Genomic DNA, 11,329 nt, shown 5'->3' on the forward strand with positions numbered 1-11,329 from the left:
TTCTCGCTCGAAGGCGCCGAGACGGTGATCCCGACGATGGACGCCGTCATCGACCAGTGCGCCGAGCACGCGCTCGACGAGGTCGTGATCGCGATGCCGCACCGCGGCCGGCTCAACGTGCTGGCCACCGCGGGGGGCGCCGCGGCAGCGACGGGCGGGACGCCGGGAGCGACACCGACGTGGGCAGGCACCTGCATTGCCGCCGGCGGCGTCGGGCCGCCCGCCGGCACTTCGACCGCACCGCCGCCGCCACCGTCGGCGATCGGCATGGCGCCCGGTTCGGGCAGCCACGACGGCCAGCCCGGCCAGCCCGGCCCGCAGTCGTCGTCCTTGTCCTCACAACCGGGCTCGGTCGTCTCGGTGGGCTCGGTCGGCTGGGTGGGCTTGGTCGTCTCGGTGGGCCTGGTCGTCTCGGTGGGCCTGGTCGTCTCGGTGGGCTTGGTCGTGGGCTTGGGCCGCGTGGTGTCGGTGGGTGTGCCGGGCGCGCTGGTCTTCGGGGGCTGCTCGGTCCTGGTCGCGGTGTTCGTCGCGGTGTTGGCCGGGCCGGGGGTTTGCTTCGGTTCCTGCTTGCCGTCGGAGTCGTCGTCGCGCTGCTGAGAACCCGACGGATCGGCGACGCCGGGGTCGGCGAACGCGAGCGCGGCGCCGGCGCCGCCGAGCAGCAGGCCCGAAACCACCAGGGAGGTCGCCGCGGCAAGACGCACACGCGAATGCACTGCAGCGCCACCCTTCATCGCGTCACTCATGGCAACCCAAACGATTCGCCAATCTTTTCACACCCGCAGTAGACCGGGTGGTTGCGATCGAAACTTCTACCGGCGGACACGCTCCGCGTGCGCTGGTCGCCGAACGATAGTGTTGGGCTGCACCGACCCGCCTGGACCGACCAGGACCGCAGCGTTGAAGAGAAAGGCCGACAGCCGGGATGAGCTTGTTCAAGCGCCGCAAGACCCGTGCCACCCGTCGCGCCGAGGCCCGCGCGATCAAGGCGAAGGCCAAACTGGAAGCGCGACTGTCGGCCAAGAACGAGGCCCGCCGCATCAAGGCCGCGCACCGCGCGGAGGCCAACGCGCTCAAGGCCCAGCTGAGGGCCCAGCGCGACAGCGACCGGGCGGCGCTGAAGGTGGCACAGACCCAGCTCAAGGCGGCTCGCGAGGGAAAGCTGTTCTCGCCCAGCCGTATTCGCCGCATGCTCACGGTGGTCCGGTTGCTGGCGCCGATCGTGGTGCCGATCGCCTACCGCGGAGCCATCACCGCGCGCGGCTATCTGGACCAGCGGCGCGCCGAACGGCTGGGGGTGCCGCTGAGCCAGGTCGGCCAGTTCAACGGCTACGGCGCCCCGCTGTCGGCGCGGATCGCCGGCGCCGAGCAGTCGCTTCGGCTGGTGGCCGAGAAGAAGCCCAAGGACGCCGAGACCAAGCAGTTCGTCGCGGCCATGACCGAACGGCTCGGCGAGCTGTCGGCCGCGGTGGCGGCGGCCGAGCACATGCCCGCGTCGCGGCGCCGCTCGGCGCACGCCGCGATCGAGCGCGACCTCGACGGCATCGACGCCGACCTGCTGGCCCGCCTCGGTCTGAGCTGAGCGGCCCGGTGTCGGCGTCGTGTTTCGCAGCCCGCCTCCGCGGTGCGGCCACGGGGCTGTTGACGGCGACACTCGCGGTGGCCGCGCACAGCGTCGGCAGCACCGGGATTCCGTCGGGTAGCGGGGTCGCGCTTCTGGCCGTCCTCGCGGCGACGATCGGGGCGCTGACCACCACGCTGCCCCGCGCCGACGCCAAGATTCTGGTCACCCTGCTGGCGGCGGGCCAACTCGCCGGGCACGTGCTGCTCGGCGTGGCCGGCCACGATCACAGCGGTGCCGCTGCCCCGCCCGCGGCCGTCATGCTCGTCGCGCACGTCGCGGCCGTGCTGGCGGGTGCGCTGCTGATCGCCGCCGGCGAACGACTGTGCCGTGCGGTGTCCCGCGCCGTGCGCGCCGTCGTGCGCATCGTGTCGGTTCCGGTGCCGACGACGGTGCGCGTCGTCGTACCGCGCGCCGAGCAGCCGCTGCGATCGGCGCTGCTGTTGGCCGCTTCGGTGTCGCATCGGGGTCCGCCGGTCGGCCTGGCCCGCTGACCCGTACCCGACACAAGAAAGCTCACAAATGACACCCATCAGTGGGGCGCCCCTGCGCGCCTTGACCATCCTGACCGCGACCGGTTCGATGCTGTTCGCCGGCACGGCCACCGCCTCGGCGCACGTCCACGCCGACGCGGAGAACCCGACGCCGGGCAGCTCGGCCGTCGTCACGTTCCGAGTGCCCGGGGAATCCGAAACCGGCGCGCTGACAACGGCGTTGACCGTCGAACTGCCCGACTCCACGTCGGTGCGGACCGAGACGATCCCCGGTTGGACCGCTGAACTGGACCGCGACACCGCCGCGGGTACCGTCCGCGCGGTGACCTGGACAGCCGCACCCGGAACGGGCATCTCGTCGGAGCAGTTCGGCTTGTTCCGCATCACGGTCAAACTGCCCGACACCGACACGGTCAGCTTCCCCGCCACCCAGACCTACTCCGACGGGACCGTGGTGCGCTGGGATCAACCGGCCCTGCCCGACGGCGGCGAACCCGAGTTCCCCGCCCCGGCGCTGAGCCTGACCGGGACCTCCGGCGGCGATCACCACGGCGCCTCCTCGGCGTCTTCGGAGACCTCCCCGGAGGCGCCGTCGGACAACTCCGCACGGTGGCTGGCCGGCGGCGCGCTGGTCCTCGCAGCCGCGGCCCTGGCGGTCGCCCTGACCTCGCGAAGGAGAACATGAAAACCCTTGCCGTAACCGTCCTTTCGCTCCTGCTGCTGATGCTGAGCGCAGGCCCGGCGGCCGCACACGCGGTCCGCATCGCCAGCGACCCGGCCGACGGCGCCGAACTGGCCGAGAGCCCGGCGACGGTGTCCGCGACGTTCAACGAGGCGCTGCAACCGCAGTTCGCCGCGATGACCGTCGTCGGCCCCGACGGCAACCTGTGGCAGGACGGTGAGCCGCGCATCTCCGGTGCCGTGCTCAGCGTCGACGTGCGTCCGCTCGGGCCGTCGGGCACCTACACGGTGAACTACCGGGCCACGTCGGCCGACGGGCACGTGATCAACGGGTCGTGGGCGTTCCAGTTGACGGTGGCGGGCCCGGGCACACCTGGCGCGCCGGCCGCCGGCCCGCAGGGGTCGTCGCCGGACGGCGAGCTGCCGGTGTGGCCGTTCTACGCGGGCGCCGTGGTCATCGTCGCCGCCGCGGCGGTGTGGGCGGTGCGGCGGCGCGGGTGAACCGGCGCAGGGCGGCGGCCGTCGGCGCGCTGGTGGCCGCCGCCGCGACGGTGCTGACGTGGGCGCTGGCCTACCCGCAGGGGTCGCTCGACACCACCGCCGTGCGGGTGCTCGCCGACTGCGCGGCGGTGCTCTCGCTGGGGTTGGCCGCGGTGCCGATGCTCGACGGGCAGCGCCACCGCGACGAGCTCGCGCTGCGGGCGCGGGCACCGCTGACGGTGGCCGCCGCGGTGTGGGTGCTTGCCGAGACGGCCCGGCTGTTCCTCACCGCCGCGCAGACCGTCGCGGTCCGCGTCGACCGTCTCGGGCTGTCCACCGCGGTCGAGTTCGTCACCGGCACTGCCGCCGGCCGGGCGGGTGGGCTCGCGGTCGCCGCGGCGGCCGTCGTGTGTGTCGCCGCAGGCGCGGCACCGCGCTCGACCGCGACCACCGTCGTCGCTGCCGGGGTGGCCGCGGTGGGCGTTGCCGCGCGCCAGCTCAGCGGGCACTTGGCGGACAGTTCGCTGGGTGGTCTGGCGGTCACCGCGCACACGCTGGCCGCGGCACTGTGGTGCGGTCTGCTGGCTGCGCTGGTGCTCACCGTGGATCACCGCGGCCAGTGGGCGCGGATCCTGCCCCGGTTCTCGCAGCTGTCGCTGGTCTGCGTGGTGGTGCTGGTGACGGGCGGTGTGGTGGCCGCGGCCGGTCGCCTCGGGGCACCGGCCGAGCTGTTCGGCACCGGGTACGGGCGGCTGCTGCTGGCCAAGGTGGTGATGACCGCGGTGCTGGTCGGGCTGGGGTGGCGTAACCGCACGATGTGGGTGCCCGCCGCGCGCACGCACCGGGCGACGGCGGCGCGGTCGCGGACCCGCTCCGATGTGGAGACCGGGTTGATGATCGTGGCGCTCGCACTGGCGGCCGGACTGGCCGTCACGGGTTGACCGCTCACCCGACCTGGCATGATGGGACCGACCCGGTGCCGGTCCACGCCCACACCGGCCGGGTGGCGACGAGACACTGCGAAGGAGCAGCTTGATGGCAGACCAGCAGGGCCGACCCGACGACCAGTCGCAGGGCACGCCTGCCGAAGAGTCGACCCCGCCGCCGTCCGCCGTGAATCCGCCCGCCGAGCCCGGTGCCCCGGCCAAGAAGGCACCGGCCAAGAAGGCACCGGCGAAAAAGGCGCCCGCCAAGAAGGCACCGGCGAAGAAGGCGGCCAAGAAAGCGCCGGCCAAGAAAGCCGTGAAGAAGGCCGCGCCTGCGAAGAAGGCAGCCCCGGAGAAGGCGGCACCCGAAACCAGGCCGGCGGCCGTCGAGGACCTCACCAACACGGCGAAAGTTGTTGCTGCACAGGCTAAGACAACCGTCACCAGCGCGAGCAACCCGGTGTCGGGACCCGCGCCCGCCCCGGTCGTGGGCCCGGAATCATCGCGGCTGCCGATGGTCGCGGCGATCGCCGTCGGCGTGCTGGCGGTCCTCGTGGTGCTGCTCGTGCGCCGCAGCGGCGACGACGACGACTGAATCTCACTTGACCCTCACGCGATGTGAGGGCTGATAGTGGCGTCATGGACGCCAGCACCGTCGGCGCGGTATCGGCCCTCACGGGCGTGTCGATCCGCACCCTGCACCACTACGACCACATCGGCCTGGTGGTGCCCAGCGTGCGCTCGCCGGCCGGCTACCGCGGCTACACCGACGCCGACATCGAACGCCTTCATCTGGTGCTGGTGTACCGCTCGATCGGGCTCCCGCTCGGACAGATCCGCGCCCTGCTCGACGGGGATGCCGACGTCCTCGACCGGCTCGAGCGGCAGCACCGGCTGCTGCTGGAACAGGCCGATCGGCTTCAGCACACGATCACGGCAGTGGAGGAACTGATGGACGCACACCGCAGCGGGATACAGCTGAGCGCCGAGGAGCAGGTGGAGATCTTCGGCACCACCGCGTTCGGCGACGAGTACGCCGTCGAGGCCGAGCAGCGCTGGGGCGACACCGACGCCTGGAAACAGTCCCGGCAGCGGGCCGCGCAGCTGACCAAACAGGACTGGATCGACATCAAGAACGACAACGACGCGCTGCTGACGGCGCTGGCCGACGCCAAACGCCGGGGTGTGCCGCCGGGATCGGCGGAGGGGGATGCGCTCGCGCGGCGGCACCGCGCGTCGATCGAGCGCTTCTACGACTGCGACGACGAGATGCACCGCTGCCTGGCGCAGATGTATCTGGCCGACGAGCGGTTCACCGCCACCTACGACGACGTCGAGCCGGGGCTGGCGCAGTACGTGCACGACGTGATCGTGGCCGGCCTCGATGGCTAGCATCGAGCGGTGACCATCGAGCCCCGCCCCACCGCTGACCTGGTCGACGAGATCGGCCCCGACGTCCGCAGCTGCGATCTGCAACTGCGCCAGTTCGGCGGCCGCGACCAATTCGCCGGCCCCATCACCACCGTCAAGTGTTTCGAGGACAACGCCCTGCTCAAATCGGTGCTGTCGGAACCGGGTAACGGCGGCGTGCTGGTCGTCGACGGCGACGGCTCGGTGCATTCGGCGCTCGTCGGCGACGTCATCGCCGGGCTCGGCGTGGACAACGGCTGGGTCGGGCTGATCATCAATGGCGCCGTGCGCGACGCCGCCACCCTGCGCACCCTCGACATCGGCGTCAAGGCGCTGGGCACCAACCCGCGCAAGAGCAGCAAGACCGGCGAGGGGCAACGCGATGTCGCGGTCGAGTTCGGCGGGGTGGTGTTCGTGCCGGGACACGTCGCCTACAGCGACGAGGACGGCATCGTCGTCGTCGCCCCCTGATTTCCCTCGCGAGCAGACGCAAAGTGCCCCAATTTCGGTGGAAAAAGGGGCACTTCGCGTCTGCTCGGCGGAGGGACTAGACCCGGGCCGGCACCTTGTGCTTGCTGAACTTCAGGGCCTCGTCGTTGACCTTGCCCCGGCGGATGAGCCGCAGATCCAGCAGGTAGTTCTGCTTCAGGCGCCACGGCGGGACGTCACCGGCCTTGGGCAGATAGTCCAGCGCCCGCAGGACGTAGCCGGGGGTGAAGTCCATCAGCGGCCGCTCGTCGACGCTGTTGCCGGGATGCTGGGGCTCGACGCGGTCGAATCCCTTGTCATCCATGTAGTTCAGCACCCGGCAGAAGAACTCGGAGACCAGGTCGGCCTTCAGGGTCCACGACGCGTTGGTGTAGCCGACGGTGAACGCCATGTTCGGCATGTGGGTCAGCATCATGCCCTTGTAGGCCATGGTGTCGTTGAGGTTGATCGGCTCGCCGTTGCGCCTGATCTCCGCGCCGCCGAACAGCTGAAGGTTCAAACCCGTTGCGGTGATGATGATGTCGGCTTCGAGCTCCCGACCGGACGCCAGCTTGATACCGGTCTTGGTGAACCGCTCGATGGTGTCGGTGACGACGTCGGCCTTGCCGTGGCGGATCGTCTTGAACAGATCCCCGTTGGGCGCCAGGCAGAGTCGCTCGTCCCACGGGTTGTAGCGGGGGCCGAAGTGCTTCTGCACGTCGTAGCCCTCGGGCAGCCGGCGCTTGGCCATGGTCATCAGCTGGTTGCGCATGAACTTCGGGAAGCGCCTGCTGAGCTGGTACTGCGCCGACTGGAACAGGATGCTCTTCCAACGGTTGAGCACGTAGGCGGGCTTCTCGGGCAGCGTCTTGTTGGTGCGCACGGTGAACGGGTCGACGTCGGGCAGCGCGCCGATGTAGGTCGGTGAGCGCTGCAGCATCGTGACGTGGCCGGCACCGGAATTGGCAAGCGCCGGAATCAGAGTCACCGCGGTGGCGCCGCTGCCGATCACGACGATCTTCTTGCCCTGGTAGTCCAGGTCCTCGGGCCAGTGCTGCGGGTGGATGATCGTGCCCTCGAAGTCGTCGCGGCCGACGAACTCCGGGGTGTAGCCCTGGTCGTAGTTGTAGTAGCCGCTGGCCGCGAACAGGAACGACGCGGTGAGCTCGACTTCCTCGCCGTCGCGTTCGACGCGCACGGTCCAGTGGTTCGCATCATCAGACCAGTCGGCCGACAGCACGCGGTGGCCGTACCGGATGTTCTTGTCGATGCCGTACTCGGCGACCGTCTCCTTCAGGTACGCCATGATCGACGGCCCGTCGGCGATCGCCTTCTCCGAGGTCCACGGCTTGAACCGGAATCCGAGGGTGAACATGTCGGAGTCCGAGCGGATGCCCGGGTACTTGAACAGATCCCAGGTGCCGCCGAGATTGTCGCGGCGTTCCAGGATCGCGTAGCTCTTGGCTGGGCAGCGGTCCTGCAGATGCCAGGCGGCGCTGATGCCGGAGATCCCGGCTCCCACGATGACGACGTCGAGATGTTCGCTCATGGTACCGGAGCGTATCAACGGTGTGTCGAGTCAGTCAACGGTGTGTTGAGAAACTCGACACCGTGTAAAGTAGATACCTGTGACCGCCGCCAGCCCGTCGCGCGCCGCCCGCGCTCGTCGTACCTCCCGCCCCACCGGTGATGAACGCGAGCACGCCATCCTCGGCACCCTCGAACGCCTCCTGGCCGAGCGCCCACTGGCCGAGATTTCGGTGGATGACCTGGCCAAAGGCGCGGGGCTGTCCCGCCCGACGTTCTACTTCTACTTCCCGTCCAAGGACGCCGTGCTGCTCGCGCTGGTCGAGCAGGTGATCAACGAGGCCGACCGCAACGCCGACGCGGCGATGGGCGGCATGGACGCATCGGTGGAACCCGCAGGCGTCTGGAAAGCCATCAACGCACTGTTCAGCACCTTCGGCACGCACCGGGCAGTCACGCTGGCCGGCGCCGCGGCACGCCCGACCAACCCCGAGGTGCGGGCGCTGTGGTCCCGGTTCATGCAGAAGTGGATCGACCACACCACCGCGTCGATCCAGGCCGAACGCGACCGCGGCGCCGCCCCGACGACAATTCCGGCCGCCGACCTCGCCACGTCGCTGAACCTGATGAACGAACGCACGATGCTGGCGTCGTTCGCCACCGAACAACCCGCCGTCGACCCCGCGCACCTCGTCGACACGCTCGCCCACATCTGGGTCACCAGCATCTACGGCAAGACTCCGCACTAGTCACCGGTCGATGCGAACATATGTTCGTGTCCGGTGTCGATGCAGCGAGCATCCTGCACGCCGACCTCGACTCGTTCTACGCGTCGGTCGAGCAGCGTGACGACGCCTCGCTGCGCAACCGGCCGGTGATCGTCGGCGGCGGCGTGGTGCTCGCGGCCAGCTACGAGGCCAAGGCCTACGGGGTGCGCACCGCGATGAGCGGCCGCGAGGCGCGACGGCTGTGCCCGCACGCCCTCGTCGTGCCGCCGCGGATGTCGGCGTACTCGCAGGCCTCGGCGGCGGTCTTCGAGGTGTTTCACGACGTGACCCCGGTGGTCGAACCGCTGTCGGTCGACGAGGCGTTCCTCGACGTCTCGGGTCTGCGGCGGGTGTCGGGCACCCCGGTGCAGATCGCGGCGCGACTGCGCACGCAGGTCCGCGAGCAGGTCGGCCTGCCGATCACCGTCGGTATCGCCCGCACCAAGTTCCTGGCCAAGGTCGCCAGCCAGGAGGCCAAGCCCGACGGTCTGCTGCTCGTGCCACCGGATCGCGAGTTGGCATTCCTGCATCCGCTGCCGGTGCGACGGCTGTGGGGTGTCGGCGCCAAGACGGCCGAGAAGCTGCACACGTTCGGCATCGAGACCGTGGCCGATGTCGCCGAACTCAGCGAGTCGACGCTCGGGTCGCTGGTCGGTCAGGCGATGGGCAGCCGGCTGTTTGCGTTGTCGCACAACATCGATCGACGACGGGTCCTCACCGGTGTGCGGCGTCGCTCGGTGGGCGCGCAGCGGGCGCTGGGCAGGCGCGGCAACACGATGAGCACCGCGGAGGTCGACGCGGTCGTCGTCAATCTGATCGACCGGATCACCCGCCGGATGCGCGCGGCCGGGCGCACGGGCCGCACCGTCGTGTTGCGGTTGCGGTTCGACGATTTCAGCCGAGCCACCCGATCACACACCCTGCCGCGCGCGACCGCGTCCACCGAGGTGATCCTGCAGGCGGCCCGCAGGCTGGTCGTCGAGGCCGGGCCGCTGATCGCCGAGAAGGGCCTGACGCTGATCGGTTTCGCGGTGTCGAACATCGACCGCGACGGCGCCCAGCAACTCGAGCTCCCGTTCGGCGCGCACACCGACACCACCGCCGTCGACGCGGCCGTCGACCAGGTCCGTCAGCGGTACGGCAACGCCGCGCTCACCCGCGGCGTGCTGCTGGGCCGCGACGCCGGGCTCGAAATGCCGCACCTGCCGGACTGATTCAGGGCCGGCCCTTCGGGTTCTGCTTGCGCGGCTGGGCTTTCTTGGCGGGCTGGGTCTTCTTGGCGGGCTGGGCTTTTTTCGCGGGCTGGGCTTTTTTCGCGGGCTGGGTCTTTTTCGCGGGCTGAGCCTTCTTCGCAGGAGCCTTCTTGACCGGAGCCACCTGCTTGGCAGCCGCCTTCTTCGCGGGTGCCTTCTTCGCAGGTGTCTTCTTGGCGGCTGCCTTGCGCACCGGGGCCGGCGGCGGGTTGGCCGCCTCGGTCTTGGTTGACGCCGTCGGCACCGCCTTGGTCGGAGCCTTCTTCGCCGGCGCCTGCTTCGCGCGGGTCGCCCCCTTCTTCGCGGGCGCCTTCTTCGCGGGCGGCTCGATAGCGGGTTGTTTGGGCCCGTCGCCCAACCCGACCTTCTCGGCGGCGTCCTCGGCCACCTCCCGCACCCGGGCCACCAGGTCGGCCGCGCGTTGGCCCAGTGCGGCGGCCGTGTCACCGATCATTCGTTTCACCACTGTCGACTCCATAACGCCGAGAACCCGGACAAGTGGGACGAGTACCCCGTTCGGTGGCTTTTACCGACGTGGTGTGACCGAGTCAGGCGTTCGTCCACTCCAGAAGCCGCTCGGCGGTCCAGGTGTTGACGATGCGGTCGAGCGGCACCTCGGCCTCCAGCGCCCGCTGCGCCCCGTACCCGAGGAACTCCAGCTGCCCCGGCGCGTGCGAATCCGTGTCGATCGAGAACAGGCAGCCGATGTCGAGCGCGAGATTGAGCAGCCGCGTCGGCGGGTCCCGGCGCTCCGGACGCGAATTGATCTCGACGGCGGTGCCGTTGTCGCGGCAGGCGGTGAAGACCTTCTCGGCGTCGAACTTCGATTCCGGCCGCATCCCGCGCCCGCCGGTGACCAGGCGGCCGGTGCAGTGCCCGAGCACGTCGGTGCGCGGATTGGCGACCGCCTTGAGCATCCGCCGGGTCATCGCCGCGGACTCCATCGCGAGCTTGGAGTGCACGCTGGCCACCACGACGTCGAGGCGCTCGAGCAACTCGGCATCCTGGTCGAGCGACCCGTCCTCGAGAATGTCGACCTCGATACCGGTCAGGATCCGCATCGGCGCCACGGTCTCGCGGATCTCGTCGATGACGTCGAGTTGCTGACGCAGCCGGTCGGCCGACAGCCCGTTGGCGATCCGCAGCCGCGGCGAGTGATCGGTCAGCGCGCAGTACTCGTGCCCCAATTCCTTTGCCGCCAGCATCATTTCCTCGATCGGCGCGGAGCCGTCCGACCAGTTCGAGTGCACGTGCAGATCTCCGCGCAGCGCCGCGCGAACCTCACCGCCGCCGAGATCGGCCGCATTGGAGCGCAGTTCGACCAGCACGTCGGGCTCGCGGCCCGACCACGCCTGCGCGATGACCTTCGCGGTCTTGGGCCCGATCCTGGGCAGCGACTGCCAACTGTTGGCGGTGCCGTGCCGGTCGCGGTCGGCCTCCGAGAGCGCCTCGACGACGTCGGCGGCGTTGCGGTAGGCCATCACCCGCCGCGGGTCTTCGCGCGCGCGGTCCTTGTAGTACGCAATCTGACGGAGGGCGACAACGGGGTCCACCACTCCAGTGTGCCCACCGGCGCTAGGAGTCTGCTGAATTAATACGGTGTGCCGGGTCGGTTTGTTCTGGGTTTTTGGGGATGATTGATCGGTGCAGGGTCGCTCTGATGATCAGCGTGAATTGTTGGATGCCGAATCGGTTGCCGGGC

The 11,329-nt window shown here is 70.1% G+C and carries 13 protein-coding genes and 1 pseudogene; 11 read left to right on the forward strand and 3 right to left on the reverse strand.

All coding sequences use genetic code 11. From position 1 onward, the window contains the following. The 9 genes and pseudogenes from BHQ18_RS30975 to rraA form a co-directional block, all read left to right on the forward strand. Window positions 1-138, forward strand: a pseudogene (locus BHQ18_RS30975) (hypothetical protein); the annotation flags it as partial. Between the two features lie 787 nt (window positions 139-925). After that, entirely contained in the window at window positions 926-1,582 is a 657-nt protein-coding gene (locus tag BHQ18_RS28515) for a DUF6474 family protein (protein WP_069416996.1), read from the forward strand. A gap of 59 nt (window positions 1,583-1,641) precedes the next feature. Continuing rightward, window positions 1,642-2,115 (forward strand): hypothetical protein, encoded by a 474-nt coding sequence (locus BHQ18_RS28520; RefSeq protein ID WP_234794362.1) that lies wholly within the window; start codon window positions 1,642-1,644, stop codon window positions 2,113-2,115. A 28-nt stretch (window positions 2,116-2,143) separates the two neighbouring features. Then, entirely contained in the window at window positions 2,144-2,800 is a 657-nt protein-coding gene (locus BHQ18_RS28525; RefSeq protein WP_069416998.1) for a YcnI family copper-binding membrane protein, read from the forward strand. Further along, window positions 2,797-3,297, forward strand: coding sequence for a copper resistance CopC family protein (locus BHQ18_RS28530; protein WP_069416999.1), 501 nt, complete (start codon window positions 2,797-2,799; stop codon window positions 3,295-3,297). Before BHQ18_RS28525 ends, BHQ18_RS28530 begins: the two co-directional genes overlap by 4 nt. After that, on the forward strand, window positions 3,294-4,217 hold the full coding sequence (locus tag BHQ18_RS28535) for a CopD family protein (RefSeq protein ID WP_069417007.1): 924 nt from the start codon (window positions 3,294-3,296) through the stop codon (window positions 4,215-4,217). Before BHQ18_RS28530 ends, BHQ18_RS28535 begins: the two co-directional genes overlap by 4 nt. A gap of 94 nt (window positions 4,218-4,311) precedes the next feature. Further along, window positions 4,312-4,797, forward strand: a complete 486-nt coding sequence (locus BHQ18_RS28540; protein WP_069417000.1) for a hypothetical protein — start codon at window positions 4,312-4,314, stop codon at window positions 4,795-4,797. Between the two features lie 44 nt (window positions 4,798-4,841). Beyond that, window positions 4,842-5,594 (forward strand): MerR family transcriptional regulator, encoded by a 753-nt coding sequence (locus BHQ18_RS28545; protein ID WP_069417001.1) that lies wholly within the window; start codon window positions 4,842-4,844, stop codon window positions 5,592-5,594. Window positions 5,595-5,603: 9 nt separating this feature from the next. Further along, on the forward strand, window positions 5,604-6,083 hold the full coding sequence (gene rraA, locus BHQ18_RS28550; protein ID WP_069417002.1) for a ribonuclease E activity regulator RraA: 480 nt from the start codon (window positions 5,604-5,606) through the stop codon (window positions 6,081-6,083). A 76-nt stretch (window positions 6,084-6,159) separates the two neighbouring features. Here the strand turns inward: rraA and BHQ18_RS28555 are convergent, their stop codons facing one another. Next, window positions 6,160-7,629 (reverse strand): flavin-containing monooxygenase, encoded by a 1,470-nt coding sequence (locus BHQ18_RS28555; protein ID WP_069417003.1) that lies wholly within the window; start codon window positions 7,627-7,629, stop codon window positions 6,160-6,162. A gap of 79 nt (window positions 7,630-7,708) precedes the next feature. Between BHQ18_RS28555 and BHQ18_RS28560 the strand changes: the two genes are divergently transcribed. Beyond that, window positions 7,709-8,356 (forward strand): TetR/AcrR family transcriptional regulator, encoded by a 648-nt coding sequence (locus BHQ18_RS28560; RefSeq protein ID WP_069417004.1) that lies wholly within the window; start codon window positions 7,709-7,711, stop codon window positions 8,354-8,356. 20 nt (window positions 8,357-8,376) lie between these two features. Then, window positions 8,377-9,588, forward strand: a complete 1,212-nt coding sequence (gene dinB / locus BHQ18_RS28565; protein WP_069417005.1) for a DNA polymerase IV — start codon at window positions 8,377-8,379, stop codon at window positions 9,586-9,588. A gap of 1 nt (window position 9,589) precedes the next feature. Here dinB and BHQ18_RS30350 read toward each other — a convergent pair whose 3' ends face one another. Next, complete coding sequence (locus BHQ18_RS30350; RefSeq protein WP_069417006.1) at window positions 9,590-10,081, reverse strand: hypothetical protein; 492 nt, start codon at window positions 10,079-10,081, stop codon at window positions 9,590-9,592. 94 nt (window positions 10,082-10,175) lie between these two features. After that, window positions 10,176-11,180 carry a PHP domain-containing protein gene (locus tag BHQ18_RS28575; protein ID WP_069417008.1) on the reverse strand — a complete coding sequence of 335 codons (1,005 nt, stop codon included), beginning with the start codon at window positions 11,178-11,180 and terminating at the stop codon, window positions 10,176-10,178. Between the last annotated feature and the right edge of the window lie 149 nt (window positions 11,181-11,329).

The sequence above is a fragment of the Mycolicibacterium flavescens genome (genome assembly GCF_001722335.1).
In the GTDB taxonomy this organism is placed as follows: domain Bacteria; phylum Actinomycetota; class Actinomycetes; order Mycobacteriales; family Mycobacteriaceae; genus Mycobacterium; species Mycobacterium flavescens.

Excerpts from the sequence above, each read along its gene's own strand:
- BHQ18_RS28515 (WP_069416996.1), top strand. The coding sequence starts at position 926 with ATGAGCTTGTTCAAGCGCCGCAAGACCCGTGCCACCCGTCGCGCCGAG.
- BHQ18_RS28525 (WP_069416998.1), top strand. The coding sequence starts at position 2,144 with ATGACACCCATCAGTGGGGCGCCCCTGCGCGCCTTGACCATCCTGACC.
- BHQ18_RS28530 (WP_069416999.1), top strand. The coding sequence starts at position 2,797 with ATGAAAACCCTTGCCGTAACCGTCCTTTCGCTCCTGCTGCTGATGCTG.
- BHQ18_RS28540 (WP_069417000.1), top strand. The coding sequence starts at position 4,312 with ATGGCAGACCAGCAGGGCCGACCCGACGACCAGTCGCAGGGCACGCCT.
- BHQ18_RS28545 (WP_069417001.1), top strand. The coding sequence starts at position 4,842 with ATGGACGCCAGCACCGTCGGCGCGGTATCGGCCCTCACGGGCGTGTCG.
- BHQ18_RS28555 (WP_069417003.1), bottom strand. The coding sequence starts at position 7,629 with ATGAGCGAACATCTCGACGTCGTCATCGTGGGAGCCGGGATCTCCGGC.
- dinB (WP_069417005.1), top strand. The coding sequence starts at position 8,377 with ATGTTCGTGTCCGGTGTCGATGCAGCGAGCATCCTGCACGCCGACCTC.
- BHQ18_RS30350 (WP_069417006.1), bottom strand. The coding sequence starts at position 10,081 with ATGATCGGTGACACGGCCGCCGCACTGGGCCAACGCGCGGCCGACCTG.